The sequence below is a fragment of the Frigoribacterium sp. PvP054 genome, from assembly GCF_040547465.1.
GTDB lineage: Bacteria > Actinomycetota > Actinomycetes > Actinomycetales > Microbacteriaceae > Frigoribacterium.
In genome coordinates, this window is record NZ_JBEPPU010000010.1 from 38,151 (window position 1) to 57,571 (window position 19,421).

Here is a 19,421-nt window from a genome sequence, read left to right on the forward strand (position 1 = left end):
CCCGCACGGACCGTACGGACACCGCGCCGACAGACAGCTCTCAGCAGCCTCATCATCGACGCCCAGCGGACACGCGACCTCGGCCGGCGTGCCGGCGTCATCGGGACGTCGGCGTCGTCGGGGACGTCGGACGGGCGCGCGAGGCTAGTCCGTCAGGCCGTGCTCGTACGCGTAGACGACCAACTGGACTCGGTCGCGCAGCGAGAGCTTCGAGAGCACCCGGCTGATGTGGGTCTTGACCGTCGCCTCGCTCAGGAACTCCCTCGACGCGATCTCGGCGTTGCTGAGTCCGCGGGCCGCGAGGTCGAAGATGTCCCGCTCCCTCGTGGTGAGGGTGCCGAACGACTCGGGGACGGCCCGGGCGCGCGACGCCCGGCCGTCGAAGTGCTCGAAGAGCTCGCGGGTCGCCGACGCGGCGATCACGGCGTTGCCCGAGTGGACGGTCCGGATCGCGGCGAGCAGGAACTCGGGGTCGGCGTCCTTCAGGACGAAGCCGCTCGCGCCTCCTCGGATCGCCCGCGTGGCGGCCTCGTCGAGGTCGAAGGTGGTGAGGACGATGATGCGGGGCGGCCGACGAGAGGCGGCCTCGGCCTGGGCCAGGACGGCGGTGGTCGCGGCGATGCCGTCCATCACCGGCATCCGGATGTCCATCAGGACGACGTCGGGGGCGGTGCGGGCCACCATCGCCACGCCCTCGTCGCCGTTGCTCGCCTCACCCACGAACTGCAGGTCGGTCTGCGATCCGACGAGCATCTTGATTCCCGCCCGGAACAGGGCCTGGTCGTCGACCAACGCGACTCGGATGGGCGCCGCGGAGCGGCCGGGCATGTCGATCATCGGATGCGTACCTCTTGGGTCAGTGCCAGTGTCGGCACGATGGCGTGGACGACGAAGCGCCCCTCGGCGTTCTGGGTGGTGAGCGATCCGCCCGCCAGGGTGGCTCGTTCGCGCATGCCGTCGAGGCCGTGGCCACCGCGACGCTCGTCGCCGCTCGTGTCGACGGGACGCGTGGGCGGACGGACGACGTTCGAGATCAGCAGGTGCAGGGCCTCGTACCGCCAGTCGAAGTGCAGGTCGACGGGATGGTCGGCGGCCCCGTGACGGAGGACGTTCGTGAGGCTCTCCTGCACGATGCGGAAGACCGCGAGCTGTCGGTTCGTCCCGAGCACCTGGGGTTCGCCGGTCACCCGGAGGTCGACGCTCAAGCCCGAGCCGCGCATCTGCTCGAGCAGACGGTCGAGGTCGCCGAGGGCGGGCTGGGGTGCCTCGCCCTGGCTGTGCCGCAACTGCCCGAGCAGCACGCGGACGTCGCCGAGCGCCTCCCGTGCCGTCGTGGCGATGGTGGTCAGGGCCCCGTCGACGGACGTCGGGTCGACGCGGGCGGCGTAGCGTGCCCCGTCGGCCTGGGCGATGACGACCGCCAGCGAGTGGGCGACCACGTCGTGCATGTCGCGGGCGATCCGGTTGCGCTCCTGCTCGACCGCGATGTCGCGCTCGGCCCGGGCCGCCTCGCGCTCGGCCCGCGCGGCGTCGTTCTCGGCCCGCGCGGTCTCGCGCTCGGCGATGAGGCGCGCCTCGCGGCTGAGTCGCTCGGACCACCGCTGGCGGGCCAGGAGTCCCCCTGCCCAGGGCAACCCGAGGAGGGCGAGGAAGCCCAGCAGCGTGATGCCCACCTGCAGCAGGAGGCGGACGACGTCGGTGACCGCGTAGATGTCGTAGTCGACCCCGAAGAGACTCTGCTGCACGTACGACAGGTAGAACGTGCCGAGCAGGGCCCCGGCCCCGACCGAGACGAGCCCCGTCCACTTCACCCGGTCGCTGCCGTAGGCGGCCGTCGAGTACAGCACCGCGCAGATCGCGAGGTTCGTGACGCCGGGTGCGGCGCCCGTCGCCATCTGCGAGGCCGCGACCAACCAGGCGAGGGTCAAGGCCAGCCCCGGCGACAGGCGACGCAGCGCGAAGGTGACCGTCATGCCCAACACGACGAAGGGGGTCGTGACCACACCGTCGGTCAGCAGCAGGCCGACCACGCCGAGGACCAGTGCCGCCGTCAGGTCGACGGCGACCTGGTACGGGGCGAGGCGGCGGAAGATCACCCGACAACCGTACGACGTGCCGCGGTGGACCGGGGCCCGCCGCAGCGCGCGGACGACCTGGGGACCACCACGATCATCCGGAGGGACGACGGACGGCCCGGACGCCTCGGGCGCCCCTCGCCGACCCGACGGGATCGGTCGTGCCGGTCGCGCCGGTCGTGTCGACGGTCAGAATCCGAGGCGCCCGAGCTGCTTGGGGTCGCGCTGCCAGTCCTTCGCCACCTTGACCCGGATCGACAGGAAGACCTGTTTTCCGACGAGCGGTTCGATCTGGGCGCGGGCGCGTTCGCCGACCTCGCGGAGGCGCTGGCCGCCCTTGCCGATCACGATCGCCTTCTGGCTGTCGCGTTCGACGAAGAGGTTGGCGTAGATCTCGAGGAGGTCCTTGTCGTCGCGCTCGACCATGTCGTCGATGGTCACCGCGAGCGAGTGCGGCAACTCGTCCTGGACGCCCTCGAGCGCGGCCTCGCGCACGTACTCGGCCACCCGGTCGGTCAGGCCCTCTTCGGTCACGGCGTCGGACGGGTAGAGCGGCTGCGACACCGGCATCAGCTTGATGAGTTCGGCGGTGAGCACGTCGAGCTGCACGTCGCTGACCGCGGACAACGGGATGATGGCCTCCCAGTCGCGCAGGCGGCTGACCGCGAGCAACTGCTCGGCGACGGCGGGCCGCGAGGTCGCATCGGTCTTCGTGACGATGGCGACCTTCTTAGCTCGTGGGTACTGGTCGAGCTGTTCGTTGATGAAGCGGTCGCCCGGGCCCAGCTTCTCGTCTGCCGGCACGCAGAACCCGATCACGTCGACGTCGCCGAGCGTGGTCTGGACGATGTCGTTGAGCCGTTCGCCGAGCAGGGTGCGTGGGCGGTGCATGCCCGGCGTGTCGACGAGCACCAGTTGTCCCGTCGCCTGGTGCACGATGCCGCGGATCGCCCGACGGGTCGTCTGCGGCTTCGACGACGTGATGGCGACCTTCTCGCCGACGAGCGCGTTCGTCAGGGTCGACTTGCCGACGTTGGGTCGACCGACGAACGAGACGAAGCCCGCGCGGTAGGTCGACCCCCGAGGAGGCGCGGCCGAGAGGGTGGGGTCGTCTCCGGTGGTCGACATGGGGGCCTTTCGTTGACGGGGTGGGTCGGGTGGGGACGACGTGTGGCGTCGGGCCCCGGGGTCAGTCGTCGCGCGAGCCCTCGACGAACGCGGCCTGCGCGTCGACGAGGTCGGGATCGCGCTCGACGAGCACGGTCTGCAGGTCGTGACGACGCCCCTCGGTGCGGTCGGCGGTGAGGACGAGGCCCGAGACGCGGGCGACGGAGCCCTGCTCGGGCAGTCGACCCAGGACCTTCGTGAGCAGTCCGCCCACCGAGTCGACGTCGTCGTCGTCGAGCTCGAGGCCGAAGAGGTCGCCGAGCTCGTCGACGGGCAGGCGCGCGCTGACCCGGAAGACCCCGGACGAGACCTCCCTGTGCGGCGCGACCTCGCGGTCGTACTCGTCGCTGATGTCACCGACCAGCTCTTCGATGAGGTCTTCGAGGGTGACGAGCCCGGCGATGCCGCCGTACTCGTCGACGACCATGGCCAGGTGGTTCTTGTCGAGCTGCATCTGGCGCAGGGCGTCGTCGGCCTTCTTGGACTCGGGCACGAAGACGGCCGGGCGCGCGAGGGTCGTCACGGGGGCCGAGTCGTCGCCGGTGTGCTCGTGGAGCCGCCGGGCGAGGTCGCGCAGGTACACGATGCCGACGACGTCGTCGGAGTCGCGGCCGACGACGGGCACCCGCGAGACGCCACGCCCGAGGAAGAGGCTCATGGCCGCCCCCACCGAGGCGGTCGCGTCGAGGGTGACCATGTCGGTGCGAGGCACCATGACCTCTCGGACGACGGTGTCGCTGAACTCGAAGATGGAGTGGATGAGCTCGCGGTCGTCCTCTTCGAGGACGTCGAGCTCGGTCGCCTCGTCGACCATGCTGAGCAGCTGCTCCTCGGACGAGAAGGACGCGCTGCGGGGCCGCCCCGGGGTCACCCGGTTGCCGATCGCGACGAGGGCGTCGGCCAACGGGCCCAGGACGACGCGCACGAGGCGCACGAGACCGGAGGTCAGCCGCACCAGCCCCCTGGCGTGGGCGCGACCGACGCTGCGCGGGCTGGAGCCGACCAGCACGAACGAGACGACGGTCATGATGAGGGCCGACAACAGCAACGCCAGCCACCACGGTTCGACCGAGAAGGCGAACGACAGCGACACCAGCACGGCCGCCGAGGTCTCGGCCAGGATGCGGACGAAGTTGACGGCGTTGACGTGGGCCCCGACGTCGGCCGCGATCGCGGTCAGCGCCGTGGCGTGACGGGGGTCGTCGTCGGCCTCGTCGAGCAGGTCTTGACGGCTGAGGACGCCCAGCGCGGAGTCGGCGGCGGCCAGGAGACCGCCGAAGACCACCAGGAAGATCGCCACGACGACGAAGACCGTGACCATCACGGCGTCACCGGCTCGCGTCGGCCGCGGCGAAGGCCGCGAGGATCTCGCGCTGCAGGCCGAACATCTCGCGTTCGTCGTCGGGCTCGGCGTGGTCGAACCCGAGGAGGTGCAGGATGCCGTGGCAGGTGAGCAGCAGCATCTCGTCGAGGGGGCTGTGCCCCGCCGTGGCGGCCTGCGCCACGGCGACCTGAGGACAGACGACGATGTCGCCGAGCAGGCCGGCGGGAGTCGGTTCGTCCTCGGTGCCCGGACGCAGCTCGTCCATGGGGAAGCTCAGCACGTCGGTCGGGCCGGGCTCGTCCATCCACTGCACGTGCAGCTGCTCCATCGCGGCCTCGTCCACGAACACGACGGCCAACTCGGCCTCGGGGTGCACGTGCATCTGGTCGAGGGCGAACGTGGCCAGGCGCTGGATCGTGGCCTCGTCGACCTCGACGGCGGATTCGTTGGCGACCTCGATGCTCACCGGGTTCCTCTCTTGGGCAGGCGGTCACGCGGCACGCCGGCCCGACGCTCGGCACGATCGGTGCCCTCGGCCAGGGCCTGCGCGGCCTCGTGGCGTCGGTGCTGTTGTGCCTGACGTTCGGCGTCGTAGGTCGTGTAGGCGTCGACGATGCGACCGACGAGCGTGTGGCGCACCACGTCGTCGCTGGTCAGGCGGGCGAAGTGGATGTCGTCGATGTCGCCGAGGACCGTCGTGACGAGCTGCAGGCCGCTCGCCCCGGTCGGCAGGTCGACCTGGGTGACGTCACCCGTGACGACCATGCGCGAGCCGAAGCCGAGGCGGGTCAGGAACATCTTCATCTGTTCGGGCGTCGTGTTCTGGGCCTCGTCGAGCACCACGAAGGCGTCGTTGAGCGTGCGTCCGCGCATGTAGGCCAGCGGTGCCACCTCGACCGTGCCCGCGGCGAGCAGCTTGGGGACGATCTCGGGGTCCATCATCTCGTTCAGCGCGTCGTACAACGGCCGGAGGTAGGGGTCGATCTTGTCGGTCAGCGTGCCCGGCAGGAAGCCGAGCCTCTCGCCCGCCTCGACCGCGGGTCGGGTGAGGATGATGCGCTGGACCTCGCGCCGTTGGAGCGCCTGGACCGCCTTGGCCATCGCGAGGTAGGTCTTGCCCGTGCCGGCAGGGCCGATGCCGAAGGTGATCGTGTGCCGGTCGATCGCGTCGACGTATTCTTTCTGACCCGCCGTCTTGGCGCGCACGCCCTTGCCCCGGCTCGTGACGATCGGCTGGCCGAAGACCTCGGAGGGGCTGCCCTGGCCCGAGTCGAGCAGCCTGGCCGACGTCGCGACCTCGGCGGGCCCCAGGTCGTGGCCGCCGCGGACCATCGAGACGAGCTCGGCCACGAGCCCCTCGGCCCGGCGGACGTCGCCCGAAGGGCCCTCGAGGGTGACCTCGTTGCCCCGGACGAGGACGCGGACCTCGGGGTACTGCTTCTCGACCGCGCGCAGCAGTCGGTCTTGCGGGCCCAGCAGCTGGACCATGGCGACGCCGTCGACGGTGACGTCGACGCGTCGGACGTCGTCGCCCGACGACGTCGAGGGGCCGGTGGCGTTCGTGTCGCTAGTGGGCAAGGGTGCCTTCCTGGAGGGGTCCGCCGAGCACGTGGGCGTGCACGTGGAACACGGTCTGGCCGGCGGATGCGCCGGTGTTGAAGATCAAACGGAACTCGGCCCCGGAGTGTTCCCCGAAGACGGCCGGGTCGGCGGCGAGCCGCGACGCCGTCGCGACCATCTCGGCCAGCAGCGCCGGGTCGCCGGCGGCGAGTTCGACCACGTCACGGTACGCCTCGGTCTTGGGCACGACGAGCAGGTGGACGGGCGCCTGAGGAGCGATGTCGCGGAACGCGACGACCGTGTCGCTCTCGAACACGATGTCGGCGGGGATCTCTCGCGCCACGATGCGGCTGAAGACGGTGGGCTCTGACATGCTGCCCATCGTAGCGACGACCTCCGACAGCGACCTCCGGTGGCCCACCAGCCCGTGGCTCACCACCGACCCAGGCGCGCGCTCAGCACCGACAGGGCGGCCGGCCCCGCCGTCGAGGTGCGCAACACGGCGTCCCCGAGGCGGACCGGGCGGGCGCCCGCCTCGGCGAGCAGGAGCAGTTCGGCGGGCGACACCCCACCCTCGGGGCCGACGACCACGACGACCCGGTCGGGCACCGCGCCTCCTGCGGTCAGGTCGACGGCCGTCAGCGCCTGCTCGGCCGACGGTTCGAGCACGAGGACGAGATCGCGGGAGGCGCGCGCGGCCAGGGCCTTCGTCGTCGCGAGCCCCGTCACCTCGGGTGCCCACGGACGGATGGACTGCTTGGTCGCCTCGCGGACGATCGACGACCACCGGGTCAGCCCCTTGGCGACCTTGGGGCCTTCCCAGCGGGAGACGCTCCGCGCAGCCGCCCACGGGACGATCTCGTCCACGCCGAGCTCGGTCGCCGCCTGCACGGCGAGCTCGTCGCGATCGCCCTTGGCCAGGGCCTGGGCGAGGACGAGGCGGGTCGACGGACGGTCGTGGCGCACCACCCGCGTCGCGAGGAGCACGAGACGGTCGGGTGCCGCCTCGACCACCTCGCCCTGCACGACCAGCCCCCGGGCGTTGCCGAGGGTCAGCGCCTCGCCCACCCGGACGCGGCTGACCGTGACCGCGTGTCGCGCCTCGGAACCGGTCACCTCGACGGTCGACCCCGCCTCGGCGTCGGTCAGCCCGTCGACCAGGTAGAAGTGCGCCACGGTCAGAAGTTCAGGAAGCGATCGCGCAGCTTGCCGAACAGACCCTGCTGGAAGTGCGACAGCTCGGGTGCCGGCGACCGTCGACCGGAGGCGAACTTCTCGATCAGTTCGCGCTCCTTGTGGCTGAGCTTCGTCGGGGTGACGACCTGCACGCCGATCTTGAGGTCGCCGCGTCCGGTGCCCCGCAGCCGCGTGATGCCACGGTCCTTCACGGTGATGATGTCGGCGCTCTGCGTGCCGGGCTTGATCTCGACCTCGATCTCGCCGTCGAGGCCCGTGAGCGTGGTCGACGTGCCGAGGATGGCGTCGGCCATCTGCACCTCGAGCGTCGCCAGCAGGTCGTCGCCGTTGCGACTGTAGGTGTCGTGGTGACGCACCTTGACCTCGAGGTACAGGTCGCCGTTCGGTCCGCCGGCCTGGCCGACCTCGCCCTGACCGGGCAGCTGCAACCGCAGCCCGGTGTCGACGCCGGCGGGGATGTCGATCGGGATGGATCGACGTGCACGCACCCGGCCCTGGCCCTGGCAGGTGGGGCAGGGGTTCGGGATGACCGTGCCGTAGCCGCGGCAGGTGCCGCAGGGGCTCGAGGTCATGACGTTGCCGAGCAGCGAGCGGACGGTGCGCTGGATCTGGCCCGAGCCGCCGCAGATGTCGCAGGTCTGGGGCGAGGTGCCGGGCGCGCAGCACGAGCCGCTGCACGTGTCGCAGAGGACGGCCGTGTCGACCTCGATGTCGCGCTGGGTGCCGAAGACGATGTCGTCGAGGTCGACCTCGAGCCGGAGCAGGGCGTCCTGTCCCCGTTCGCGCCGCGACCGCGGCCCCTGGCGCTGCCCCTGGCCGCCGCCGCCGCCGAAGAACGCGTCGAAGATGTCGCCGAAGCCCGCCGCGTTCCCGCCGCCGCCGCCGAAGCCGGGCTGGGGGCCGAGGTCGTACCGCTCGCGCTGCTGGGGGTCGCTGAGGACGTCGTAGGCGTGCGTGACGTCCTTGAAGCGTTCGGACGCCTCGGGGCTCGGGTTGACGTCGGGGTGCAGCTCGCGGGCGAGCTTGCGGTACGCCTTCTTGATCTCTTCCGGGGTCGCCTGACGGTCGACTCCGAGGACGTCGTAATGATCTGCCACTTGTTCTCGTCTGCCTCTGGTGTGGTGTGGTGGTGTCCCGGCGGGGCCGGGCCCGGCGAACCGGGACGGGGTGGGGTCGTGGGGCGGCCGGGGCCGCGATCGTGGTCTACCGCTCGGCGAGCAGCGACGACAGGTAGCGGGCGACGGCACGGACGGCCGCCATGTTGGTCGAGTAGTCCATCCGCATCGGACCGAGGACGCCGAGCCTGGCGACCTCGCTGCCCTGGGTCGAGTAGCCGCTGGCCAGGACGGAGGCCTGCGACAGCCCGAACGAGGCGTTCTCGCGGCCGATGCTCGCGGCCACGTCGACCGCGTCGAGCTGCATCTCGCCGAAGAGCCGCAGGAGGGCCACCTGCTCTTCGATGGCCTCGAGCACCGGGTAGAGGTCGCCGCTGAAGTCGTCACCCGTGCGCACGAGGTTCGCGGCGCCGGCCATCACGAGACGGTCCTGGCGCCCCGCGGCGATCTGCTCGGTCAGGCTGGCGACGACGACGCCGACCACCGCGGCGAGGTCGGGTCGGAACCGTGCGGGCAGGTCGGCGAGGGCGGCGGACGCCTCGCCGAGGGGACGACCGCCGATCACGGCGTTGATCGCGGCCCGCAGTTCGGACAGGAACGACTCGTCGACGGTCGTGCGGATGTCGACCACCCGTTGCTCGACCTGCCCGCTGTCGGTGATCAGCACGGTCATGACGCGGCCGTCGCCGAGGCTGACCAGCTCGACGTGGCGCACGCGCGCGCGGGAGAAGGTCGGGTACTGCACGAGGGCCACCTGGTTGGTCAGCTGCGACAGCAGCCGGACCGTCCGCCCGAGCACCTCGTCAAGGTCGGTGGAGTCCCCGAGGAAGGTCTCGATGGCCTGACGCTGCGCCGCGCTCAGTGGACGCAGGTCGGCGAGCTGGTTCACGAAGAGGCGGTAGCCCTTGTCGGTGGGCACGCGGCCCGACGACGTGTGCGGGGCGGCGATGAGCTCTTCTTCTTCGAGGAGGGCCATGTCGTTGCGGATGGTCGCGGCCGAGACGCCGAACTGGTGACGCTCGACGATGGACTTCGACCCCACCGGCTCGCGCGAGGCCACGTAGTCGTGCACGATGACGCGCAGCACTTCGAGACCGCGTTCGGAGACCATGCCGCACCTCTCTTCGCTCGACGCCCCCCGGGTCGTCCACCTCCGGGCGACCGGGCCTGGCACTCGTCGTGCCGGACTGCCAATCGTACGACACCTCCGTCGCCCGGCCTACTCGCGCCGCGCCCGCCTGCCCTAGGGTGGCGGGGACGACCCGCACGACACTCACGGAACAGGTGCAGCCATGACCGACACCCCTCCCGCCCAGCCGAACGGCCCGCAGCCCGGCCAGGGCTACGGCCAGCAGGGCGGCTACGGCCAGCAAGGCTACGGCCAGCAAGGCGGTTCCCAGCCGCAGCCGGTGCAGCCGATGCGCCCCGAGGACGAGAAGCTCTGGGCGACCCTCGTCCACCTCGGCGGCATCCTGTTCGCCTTCGTCCCCGCGCTCGTCGGCTACCTCGTGTTGAAGGACCGCGGGCCGTTCGTCCGCGAGCACACCAAGACCGCGCTGAACTTCCAGATCACCATGGCGATCGTGTACGTGGTCTCGGCGATCCTCTCGATCATCCTCATCGGCGGCCTCCTGGCGCTGATCGCGGCGATCCTCGTCGTCGTCTTCTCGATCATCGCCGCCGTCGCGGCGAACAAGGGCCAGTGGTACAAGTACCCGCTGACCATCGAGTTCATCAAGTAGACGGTCCACCGGCCCGGACGGGCACGACGCGAGGCGCGACTCCCCCGGGAGCCGCGCCTCCTGCGTTCTCGGCCCGCGCCTCCTGTGTTCTCGGCCGACGCCCCCGGGCCCCTGCCTCCCCCACGTGCGCCTCGGGGCCGGCGGGGACCCGACGCGGCGGGCCGGTCAGTCGGGCAGCAGGCGCCGGACGACGGCGTCGGCCATGAGGCGACCCTCGCGCGTCAGGACGACGCGACCCCGCAGGGCCGGACGACCCTCGACCCAGCCGTCGGCGATGAGCCCGGCGACGGCCTGACGGCCGTCGTCGTCGAGCTCGGAGGTCGGCAGGCCCTCGCGGATGCGCACGCCGAGCAGGACGCGCTCGACGCGGCGCGTCTCGTCGTCGAGGGTCTCGCGTCCGGCGGCCGGCGACTCGCCCGCGGCCATGCGCTGCTGGTAGGCGGCCGGGTGCTTGACGTTCCACCAGCGCACCCCGCCGACGTGGCTGTGCGCACCCGGTCCGACGCCCCACCAGTCGTGCCCCTGCCAGTAGGCCAGGTTGTGACGGGACCGGTGTTCGAGACCCCGGGACCAGTTGCTCACCTCGTACCAGTCGTAACCCGCCTCGGCGAGCCGCGCGTCGGCGAGCTCGTACATGTCGGCGGCGGTGTCGTCGTCGGGCGTCGCCACCTCGCCCCGCTTGATCTGGCGGGCGAGCTTCGTGCCCTCTTCGACGATGAGCGAGTAGGCGGACAGGTGGTCGGGCTGCTGCTCGAGCGCGACGTCGAGCGACCGGCGCCAGTCGTCGAGGGTCTCGCCGGGCGTGCCGTAGATGAGGTCGAGGCTGACGTCGAGCCCGGCGTCCCGCGCCCAGCGGACGACGAACGGGATGCGCTCGGGGTCGTGCGTGCGCTCGAGGGTGGCCAGCACGCTGGGCACCGCCGACTGCATGCCGAAGCTGACGCGCGTGAACCCGGCGTCGGCGAGCTGCTGCAGGTAGAGCGCGTCGACCGAGTCGGGGTTCGCCTCGGTCGTCACCTCGGCGCCCGGCTCGAGCCCCCAGGTGTCGACCGTCGCGTGCAGCATCGACGCGAGGTCGCCCGACGGCAGCATCGTCGGGGTGCCCCCGCCGAAGAACACCGAGGAGGCGCTCCGCCGTGGCAGCCCCGCCTCGCGGAGCACCCGGCCCCCGAGTTCGATCTCGGCGACGGCCTGCCCGGCGTAGTCGTCGCGACGGGCGCCCCGCAGCTCGTCGCCGGTGTAGGTGTTGAAGTCGCAGTACCCGCAGCGCACCCGGCAGAACGGGACGTGCAGGTAGACGCCGAAGTGGCGGGCGTCGGCACCGACGGCGACGCTCTCGGGCAGGCGACCGTCGACCGGTGCGGGGTCGCCGAGGGGAAGGGCTCCGGGCACCGTCAGGCGCCGGTCCCGGCGGCGTCGCCGCGCGGCCCGGTCGGGGGCCGCTCGTCGCCGCGCGGGTCGCCGACCCCGGCCTCGGTGTCCTCGACCACGACGACCTCGTCCGTCTGCTCGCCCTTCTCGTTGAGGCTGAGCGCCCGGAGGTACCGCTTCGTGTACTGCGCCTGGGTACGTCGGAGGAACGGCGCCACGAGGCGCCACTTCGCGCTCGACGGCTTCGAGAACGACCGGATCGACAGCCAGACCGAGCCGTCGTCGGTCTGGTCGACGATCCAGGACTCCTCGCCGCACTCGGGGTGCCCGTCGAGGGTGCCGTAGGCGAAGCCCTTGCGCCTCGGTTCGTCGATCACGTAGACGACGCGCACCGGCGCCTCGACCGTGCGACCGTACGCCTCGATGCCGAGCGTGGCCGTCGTGCCCGCCGTCAGGAACGGCGTGCCGTCCGGCGCGTAGCGCGACTCGTCACGGGCGGCCGCCCACTCGGCCGCGTCGACCGGTTGGCCGTGCTCGTCGAACTGCACGGGCGTGTACTCGCTCTCGTCGGCCGAGGGCACGCTGTCGACGCGGACGCTGATGCCGCTGCGCTCCTGGATCTGCCAGGTCATGGTGGCGATCCACGCCGCGGCGAACCGGGCGTCGCCGTGACCGACGCGGGCCCGGTACTCGGCCGGCTTGAACCCCTTCGGCGGGTACTGCATCAGGTCGGGAGCCTGCGTGGCCCCGACCTCGCCGTAGGTCGTGCGGGTCTCGGTGTGGGTGGCTCGGCGCATGGCCTACTTCTTGTCCTTCTTCTCGACGTCACCGCTCAGCGCGGCGATGAAGGCCTCTTGGGGCACGTCGACCCGGCCGATGGTCTTCATGCGCTTCTTGCCCTCTTTCTGCTTCTCGAGCAGCTTGCGCTTGCGCGAGATGTCACCGCCGTAGCACTTGGCGAGGACGTCCTTGCGCATGGCGCGGATGCTCTCGCGGGCGATGATGCGGGCACCGATGGCGGCCTGGATGGGCACCTCGAACTGTTGCCTGGGGATGAGCTCGCGCAGTCGGCCGGTCATCAGCACGCCGTAGGCGTAGGCCTTGTCGCGGTGCACGATCGCGCTGAACGCGTCGACCTGCTCGCCCTGCAGCAGGATGTCGACCTTCACCAGGTCGGCCTCCTGGTCGCCCATGGGCTCGTAGTCGAGGCTGGCGTAACCCGCCGTCTTCGACTTGAGGCTGTCGAAGAAGTCGAAGACGATCTCGCCGAGCGGCATCGCGTAGCGGATCTCGACCCGGTCCTCGCCGAGGTACTCCATGCCGAGCAGCGTGCCACGGCGCTGCTGGCAGAGCTCCATGATCACGCCGACGTAGTCCTTCGGCGCGAGGATGCCCGCCTTGACCATGGGCTCGCTCACGCTGGCGATCTTGCCGCCCGGGAACTCGCTCGGGTTCGTCACCGTCACGGTCTTCTTGTCTTCGGTCGTGACCTCGTAGACGACGCTCGGCGCCGTCGTGATGAGGTCGAGGCCGAACTCGCGCTCGAGACGCTCGGTGACGATCTCGAGGTGCAGCAGCCCGAGGAACCCGCAGCGGAACCCGAAGCCCAGGGCGACCGAGGTCTCGGGTTCGTAGACCAGCGCCGCGTCGGACAGCTTGAGCTTGTCGAGGGCCTCACGCAGGTCGGGGTAGTCGCTGCCGTCGATCGGGTACAGACCCGAGAAGACCATCGGCAGGGGCTCGGTGTAGCCGCTCAGCGCCTCGGTCGCGGGCTTGGCCGACGTCGTGACGGTGTCGCCGACCTTCGAGAGGCGCACGTCCTTCACGCCGGTGATGAGGTAGCCGACCTCGCCCACCGACAGCCCCTGGCTGGGCACGGGCTCGGGCGACGAGACGCCGATCTCGAGGATCTCGTGCGTCGACTTGGTCGACATCATCTGCACCTTCTCGCGCGGGTGCAGCGTGCCGTCGATCATGCGGATGTAGGTGACGACGCCGCGGTAGCTGTCGTAGACCGAGTCGAAGATCATCGCGCGGGGCGAGGCGTCCTTCACGCCGACGGGCGACGGGATGCGGTCGACCACCCGGTCGAGCAGGTCCTCGACGCCCATGCCGGTCTTGCCGCTGACCCGCAGCACGTCGGCGGGGTCGCCGCCGATCAGGCCCGCGAGCTCGGCGGCGTACTTGTCGGGGTCGGCCGCGGGCAGGTCGATCTTGTTGAGCACCGGGATGATCTCGAGGTCGTTCTCGAGCGCGAGGTAGAGGTTCGCCAGCGTCTGGGCCTCGATGCCCTGGGCCGCGTCGACCAGCAGGATCGCCCCCTCGCAGGCGGCGAGCGACCGGGAGACCTCGTAGCTGAAGTCGACGTGCCCGGGGGTGTCGATCATGTTGAGCGCGAAGGTCTCGCCGTTGCGCTCCCACGGCATGCGGACGGCCTGGCTCTTGATCGTGATGCCGCGCTCGCGCTCGATGTCCATGCGGTCGAGGTACTGCGCCCGCATCGCCCGCGACTCGACGACGCCGGTGATGCCGAGCATGCGGTCGGCGAGGGTCGACTTGCCGTGGTCGATGTGCGCAATGATGCAGAAGTTGCGGAGGGACTCGGGCTCGGTCGACGCCGGCTCGAGTGCGCGGGTTGCTTGGGGACTCACACGATCCTCTGGGGTGGTGGGCGGGGGTACCGCTCGATTCTCCCATGCCGGGGGGTCGGATCGGACGGCGCGCCGTGCGGGGTGGGGCGTCGGCGACTCCTGCCGGGTGTGACCACCGGCACCGCGCCTCCTCGGTCCCACCCGCCCGTCGTGACGGCGAGGGGGAATTGCCGACGCACCGTGCGTCGGCCCCGGGGCCGGACGCGCGGCGCGGGCGGGTGGCGCGGGCCGGCGGGAGGCGCGGGCCGGCGGGAGGCGCGGCACGGGCGGGAGGCGCGGGCCTGGCCCCGTGGGTCAGCCCGCGGTGCCGGGGATCAGCGCGAGCAGGCCGGCCCCACCGACGACGGCGACGCCGATCGCGAGGGCGACGAGGGTGCCGGCGAGCATCACGACGGACGACACGATGCCGACGAGGGCCATCGTGCGACCCTCGGGCTCGCGACGACGCGACAGGACGCCGAGGACGAGGCCGGCGATCGGGACGACGAAGGTGAAGCCGAAGCCGATCGAGGCGAGGCCGAGGACGAGACTCCAGACGGCCAGGGGCGAGCGGACGGTGGTCGGGACGGTGGCGTGGACGGGTCGGTTCGTCATGTTCCGAGCCTAGGAACGGCCCGACGCGGGACCCAGGGGGCTGACCCCCGGATCTCGGCGGGGGTCGCCCGGAGCCGGGAGCTTGCCGAGCCCCCGGGTGATCACCTCGGGCGACGAGGCGAGGCAGACCCGGATCCACCCCTCGCCGCTCCGGCCGAAGGCGCTGCCCGGCGCGACCGCGACCCGGTGCGTCAGCAGGAACCGTTCGGCCCACCCGGCGACGTCGCCCCGGGTGGCGTGGCCCATGTCGATCCAGAGGTAGAAGGCGCCGGTGGGCTCGAGGTACCGGATGCCCCGCTCGTCGAGCAGCGTCGTCGCGAGCTCGAGGTTGCGACGGTAGTGCTCGCGGGCGTCGGCCACGGGCTGGTGGTCGCCGACGATCGCGGCCAGGGCGGCGTGCTGGTCGGGTTCGGCGACGCAGCTGATCGCGGCCTCCTGCACGGTGCGCATGGTCTCGGAGAGCCCCTTCGGGGTCACGAGGTAACCGACCCGCACGCCGGTCATGGCGTAGGTCTTGCTCAGCGAGAACACGCTGAACACCCGGTCGTCGGCGTCGAGCGAGGCGAGGCTGACGTGCTTCGGGCCGTAGGTGAAGTACTCGTAGACCTCGTCGCTGACGACCCAGAGGTCGTGGCGGCGCGCGAATTCGAGCAGCCGCCGCAAGGTCTCTTCGGGATAGACGACGCCGAGCGGGTTCGACGGGCTGTTGACCACCAGGACCCGGGTGCGATCACCGACGAGGCGTTCGAGCTCGTCGAGGTCGGGATGGAACCCCTGCGCCGGCGTCAGCGTGTAGGGCACGGGCACGGCGTCGAGCATGTGCGCGTTCATCGTGAACGTCGTGTAGCCGGGGTCGGGCACGAGGACCTCGTCGCCCGCGGCCAGCAACAGCCCCATGGTCTGGTGCAGCGCCTGCGTGCCGCCCACGGTGACCCAGACCTGTTCGAGGTCGACGTGGACGTCGTTCTCGCGCGCGAGCTTCGCCACGAGGGCCTCGCGGAGGGCGGGGATGCCGCCGTTCGGCGTGTAGTCGGTGCGGTCGTCGGCCCAGGCCCGTCGGGCGGCGTCGGCGATGTGCCGGGCCACGGGGACGTCGGGCTCACCCACGACGAGCATGTCGACGTCGTCCAGCTGTGCCGCGATCTCGAACACGCGACGGATGCCCGACGCGGGCACGGTGGTCATGTGGGGAGCGAGCTGGGGCATGACGGCACGGTACTACGGGCGACACGGCACGCCGTCGGCACGGCGCTCGTTGAGAGTGCGGCCTGCTGCTGGTAACGTTGCCTGTTGGCTTGCGCGTTACGTCTGCAGTGGCGGAACGCGATCGCAGCCGAGAGCCGCTCCGGTGGCCATCACCGGCGGCAGCACCGGGTCGACCGATTCACGTCGGTCGGACGCTCGGCTGGCGCACATCCGTCCGAGACACAGAATCCAGAAAGTAGTTCACGTGGCAAACATCAAGTCGCAGATCAAGCGCATCGGCACCAACAAGAAGGCCCAGGACCGCAACCGCGCCGTCAAGAGCGAGCTCAAGACCGCCGTCCGCGCCACCCGCGAGGCCATCGCCGCCGGCGACAAGGACAAGGCCACCTCGGCCCTGCTCCTCGCGTCGAAGAAGCTCGACAAGGCCGCCAGCAAGGGTGTCATCCACCAGAACCAGGCCGCCAACCGCAAGTCGTCCATCGCGAAGCAGGTCGGCGCCCTCTAGGCCCCTCCCCCGGGCCCTCGGGCTCGACGACGAAGGCCCCGTCTCGATCGAGACGGGGCCTTCGTCGTCCCTGCCGCGGGGGTCGCCGCCACCGGGCCGAGAGGCGGCCGAGCGGGTCAGGAGGCGCGGGTCACGACAGCAGGGAGCCCCGCGTCGAGATCATCGTCACCATGCGCTCGAGCGCGTAGACCGGGTCGCGCTCGGCACCCTTGACCGCGGCGTCGGTCTCGGCGAGCACCTCGATGCACCGGCCCAGCCCCTCTTCTGACCAGCCGCGCAGGTCGCGTTGCGCCCGCTCGACCTGCCACGGGGCGAGCCCGAAGCGTGACGCGAGCTGGCCGGAGCCGCCGTACGAGCCCTGCAGCTTGGCCATCGTCCGGATCTTCATCGCGAAGGCGGCCACGACCGGGACGGGGTCGGCCCCGGTCGAGAGCGCGTGTCGCAGCAGGACGAGCGCCTGGCCCTGCTGACCGGCGATGGCCGCGTCGGCCACCTTGAAGGCGTTCGTCTCGACCCGCCCCGAGTAGTACTTCTCGACGGTGGCCTCGGTGATCTCGGCCGCGGCGTCGCTGATCAACTGCTGGCAGGCGCTGGCGAGCTCGGCCAGGTCGTCGTTGAAGGCCGTGACGAGCGCCCGCAGGGCCCCCTGCGAGATGCGCCGACGTTCGGCGGAGAACTCGGCGGCCGCGAACTCGAGCTTCTCGGTGTCTTTCTTGAGTTCGGCGCAGACGACCTCGAGGCCGCCGCCCGTGCCGCCGCGGATCGCGTCCAGCAGCTTCTTGCCCCGGACGCCGCCACCGTGACGCAGCACGACGGTCGTGTCGTCGGCGGGGGTCTCGAGGTAGCGGATGGTCTCGGTCAGGAACGCGTCGGTGCACTTCTCGACGTTCGAGACCCGGATGAGGCGCGGCTCGGCGAAGAGCGACGGGCTGGCCAGGGTGACGAGCTCACCGGGCTGGTAGTGGTCGGCCTCGAGGTCGTGCACCTCGAGGCTCGGGTCTTCGGCGGCGAGCTGGTCGCGCAGTTGACGCGTGGCCCGGTCGGCGAGGAACTGCTCGGGCCCGCTGACCAGTACGACCGACGCGGGCCGGATGCGGTCCCACCCGACCTGGTCGATCGCGACCGTCGACTTCTTGGCGGTCCTGCCGCTCGCTCGCGCTGCCATGCTGCCTCTCGGACGTCGTCCCACGGGCGCGCGGCCCGCTGCGCCTCCTCCGATGCTAGAGGACCCCACCGACCCCGCCGACCCGGCCGACGAACCGGCCTCGGCACGAGGGGACGCGTGCTCGCTCCACACACGGAGGCCGATCACCCCGTCGGCCCCGACGACGGGCACGACCGCGGCCTCGCCCGCCTCGTCGCTGCGGACGACGACGCCTCCGGCCGCCCGCACCGTCTCGAGGGCGGTGTCGGTCGGGTGCCCGTACGAGTTGTCCGCCCCGACCCCGATGAGTCCGACCCGCGCCGCCACCCGCTCGTAGAGCCCGGCGAGCTGGTCGGCCGAACCGTGGTGCGAGACCTTGACGACGTCCACCCGGGCGAGCGCGTCTGCGTCGTCGGCCTCGGACCACGCGACCAAGCGCCGCTGGGCGGTCTCGCCGAGATCGCCCAAGTCGAGCAGCGACAGGCACCCCATCGAGCAGCCGGGGCCGGGGTCGACGCGCAGCACCAGGCTGGCGTCGTTGCCGGCAGGCGTCTCGGGCGGCGGCCAGAGCAGCCGCCACGTGAGCTCGCCGAGGCGTCCTCGGGTGCCGGCCCGCGCCTCCTGGACGTCGGCGCCGGCGTCGGCCAGCGCCGTGACGACGGCCGCGTCGTCCGACCGACCGGTCGGGCCGACGAGGACGGTGCCCACGCGGCCGACGACCGCGTCGACCGCCCCGACGTGGTCGCGGTCGAAGTGGGTCAGCACGAGCAGGTCGACGCGTCCGACCCCGAAGGTCGAGAGGCACCGGCGCAGGGCGGCCTCGTCGTCGCCCACGTCGATCAACGCGACGGCCGGGCCGCTGCGCACGAGCACGGCGTCGCCCTGGCCCACGTCGCACTGGGCGACGACCCAGTCGTCGGGCACGGAGGCGCGGGTCACCAGGGTGCGCCCGGCCACCACGCCCGCCGTCACGGTCACGACGGCGACGAGCAGCGCCGCCGTGACCGCCCTCGTGCGGCCGCGGGCCCGGGCGACGAGCGCCACGACGATCAGCGCGGTCAGCCCGACGAGCGCGGCGACCCCGAGCCCCGACGGGCTCCAGTCGACCCGGGTCACCGGCCAGGTCGCCGCCGCGCGCGCCACGGCGGCCACCCACGACGCCGGCAGCCACGAGACCCCGGCGACGACGCCTGCCGCACCGGGTGCCCACGGGGCGAGCACGCAGACGACCAGCCCGCCCACGGTCGCCAGCGGGGCCGCGGGCCCGGCCAGCACGTTGGTGGGCACGCCGTGCAGGGCGATGGTCGGTTCGAGGGCCAACAGGACGGGTTGACAGGCGAGCTGGGCCGCCGCCGGCACGGCGAGGGCCGCCGCCACGGGCTCGGGCACGAGCCGGGCGAGCAGGACGGTCAGCGGTCCGCCCAGCACGACCAGCCCGGTGGTGGCGAGCACCGACAGGACGAAGGCGAGGTCGCGGGCCAGCCACGGGTCGACGACGAGCAGGCCGGTCACCGCCAGGGCGACGACCGGCACGCCCGCGATCGGCCGGGCGACGGCGAGGTGGACGAGGACGATCACGGCCATGACCGTCGCCCGGACGATGCTCGGCTCGGGGGTGACGAGCACGACGAAGGCCACGAGCACGCCCACGGCCAGTGCCGCCCGCACGAGCCGGGGCAGGCGCAGCAGGGCTCCCCCGAGCATCACGAGCGTGACGAGCACGGCGCAGTTCGAGCCAGACATTGTTCTCACTAGAGGTGCGTAGCGGAA

Annotated in this window: 18 protein-coding genes and 1 pseudogene; 2 read left to right on the forward strand and 17 right to left on the reverse strand. The window is 71.8% G+C overall.

Annotated elements, in window-relative coordinates:
* Nucleotides 1-144: 144 nt before the first annotated feature.
* From ABID81_RS12530 to hrcA, 10 genes are all read right to left on the reverse strand, one after another.
* The gene (locus tag ABID81_RS12530; RefSeq protein ID WP_488627581.1) at nt 145-837 is read right to left on the reverse strand and encodes a response regulator; all 693 of its coding nucleotides are present in this window, start codon (nt 835-837) and stop codon (nt 145-147) included.
* On the reverse strand, nt 834-2,096 hold the full coding sequence (locus tag ABID81_RS12535; RefSeq protein ID WP_354595120.1) for a sensor histidine kinase: 1,263 nt from the start codon (nt 2,094-2,096) through the stop codon (nt 834-836). Before ABID81_RS12535 ends, ABID81_RS12530 begins: the two co-directional genes overlap by 4 nt.
* A gap of 168 nt (nt 2,097-2,264) precedes the next feature.
* A complete protein-coding gene (gene era, locus ABID81_RS12540) occupies nt 2,265-3,203 on the reverse strand; it encodes a GTPase Era (protein WP_354595121.1) in 939 nt (312 codons plus the stop codon).
* Between the two features lie 61 nt (nt 3,204-3,264).
* Nucleotides 3,265-4,563: a hemolysin family protein gene (locus tag ABID81_RS12545; RefSeq protein ID WP_354595190.1), complete on the reverse strand. Its 1,299-nt coding sequence runs from the start codon at nt 4,561-4,563 to the stop codon at nt 3,265-3,267.
* A 7-nt stretch (nt 4,564-4,570) separates the two neighbouring features.
* Nucleotides 4,571-5,032, reverse strand: coding sequence for an rRNA maturation RNase YbeY (ybeY, locus tag ABID81_RS12550; RefSeq protein WP_354595122.1), 462 nt, complete (start codon nt 5,030-5,032; stop codon nt 4,571-4,573).
* Complete coding sequence (locus ABID81_RS12555; RefSeq protein WP_502915223.1) at nt 5,029-6,144, reverse strand: PhoH family protein; 1,116 nt, start codon at nt 6,142-6,144, stop codon at nt 5,029-5,031. Before ABID81_RS12555 ends, ybeY begins: the two co-directional genes overlap by 4 nt.
* On the reverse strand, nt 6,134-6,499 hold the full coding sequence (locus ABID81_RS12560; protein ID WP_354595123.1) for a histidine triad nucleotide-binding protein: 366 nt from the start codon (nt 6,497-6,499) through the stop codon (nt 6,134-6,136). Before ABID81_RS12560 ends, ABID81_RS12555 begins: the two co-directional genes overlap by 11 nt.
* A gap of 59 nt (nt 6,500-6,558) precedes the next feature.
* A complete protein-coding gene (locus tag ABID81_RS12565; protein WP_354595124.1) occupies nt 6,559-7,302 on the reverse strand; it encodes a 16S rRNA (uracil(1498)-N(3))-methyltransferase in 744 nt (247 codons plus the stop codon).
* Nucleotides 7,303-7,304: 2 nt separating this feature from the next.
* Entirely contained in the window at nt 7,305-8,420 is a 1,116-nt protein-coding gene (gene dnaJ / locus ABID81_RS12570; protein WP_354595125.1) for a molecular chaperone DnaJ, read from the reverse strand.
* Between the two features lie 106 nt (nt 8,421-8,526).
* Nucleotides 8,527-9,549, reverse strand: a complete 1,023-nt coding sequence (gene hrcA, locus ABID81_RS12575) for a heat-inducible transcriptional repressor HrcA (RefSeq protein WP_354595126.1) — start codon at nt 9,547-9,549, stop codon at nt 8,527-8,529.
* Nucleotides 9,550-9,730: 181 nt separating this feature from the next.
* On the opposite strand from hrcA, the gene ABID81_RS12580 reads away from it, so the two are divergent.
* Nucleotides 9,731-10,180: a DUF4870 domain-containing protein gene (locus ABID81_RS12580; RefSeq protein ID WP_354595127.1), complete on the forward strand. Its 450-nt coding sequence runs from the start codon at nt 9,731-9,733 to the stop codon at nt 10,178-10,180.
* A 165-nt stretch (nt 10,181-10,345) separates the two neighbouring features.
* Here the strand turns inward: ABID81_RS12580 and hemW are convergent, their stop codons facing one another.
* From hemW to ABID81_RS12605, 5 genes are all read right to left on the reverse strand, one after another.
* Entirely contained in the window at nt 10,346-11,572 is a 1,227-nt protein-coding gene (gene hemW / locus ABID81_RS12585; protein ID WP_354595128.1) for a radical SAM family heme chaperone HemW, read from the reverse strand.
* Between the two features lie 2 nt (nt 11,573-11,574).
* The gene (locus tag ABID81_RS12590) at nt 11,575-12,348 is read right to left on the reverse strand and encodes a DUF1990 domain-containing protein (RefSeq protein ID WP_354595129.1); all 774 of its coding nucleotides are present in this window, start codon (nt 12,346-12,348) and stop codon (nt 11,575-11,577) included.
* A 3-nt stretch (nt 12,349-12,351) separates the two neighbouring features.
* On the reverse strand, nt 12,352-14,202 hold the full coding sequence (gene lepA, locus ABID81_RS12595) for a translation elongation factor 4 (protein ID WP_354595130.1): 1,851 nt from the start codon (nt 14,200-14,202) through the stop codon (nt 12,352-12,354).
* 294 nt (nt 14,203-14,496) lie between these two features.
* A complete protein-coding gene (locus ABID81_RS12600; RefSeq protein ID WP_354595131.1) occupies nt 14,497-14,796 on the reverse strand; it encodes a DUF4190 domain-containing protein in 300 nt (99 codons plus the stop codon).
* A 9-nt stretch (nt 14,797-14,805) separates the two neighbouring features.
* Complete coding sequence (locus tag ABID81_RS12605) at nt 14,806-16,002, reverse strand: pyridoxal phosphate-dependent aminotransferase (protein WP_354595132.1); 1,197 nt, start codon at nt 16,000-16,002, stop codon at nt 14,806-14,808.
* A gap of 244 nt (nt 16,003-16,246) precedes the next feature.
* On the opposite strand from ABID81_RS12605, the gene rpsT reads away from it, so the two are divergent.
* The gene (gene rpsT, locus ABID81_RS12610; RefSeq protein ID WP_043596189.1) at nt 16,247-16,507 is read left to right on the forward strand and encodes a 30S ribosomal protein S20; all 261 of its coding nucleotides are present in this window, start codon (nt 16,247-16,249) and stop codon (nt 16,505-16,507) included.
* A 130-nt stretch (nt 16,508-16,637) separates the two neighbouring features.
* On the opposite strand, the gene holA is transcribed toward rpsT, so the two are convergent.
* Together holA and ABID81_RS12620 are read right to left on the reverse strand one after the other, a co-directional pair.
* Nucleotides 16,638-17,672: a DNA polymerase III subunit delta gene (gene holA, locus ABID81_RS12615; RefSeq protein WP_354595192.1), complete on the reverse strand. Its 1,035-nt coding sequence runs from the start codon at nt 17,670-17,672 to the stop codon at nt 16,638-16,640.
* 678 nt (nt 17,673-18,350) lie between these two features.
* Nucleotides 18,351-19,394, reverse strand: a pseudogene (locus tag ABID81_RS12620) (ComEC/Rec2 family competence protein); the annotation flags it as partial.
* Nucleotides 19,395-19,421: the final 27 nt, after the last annotated feature.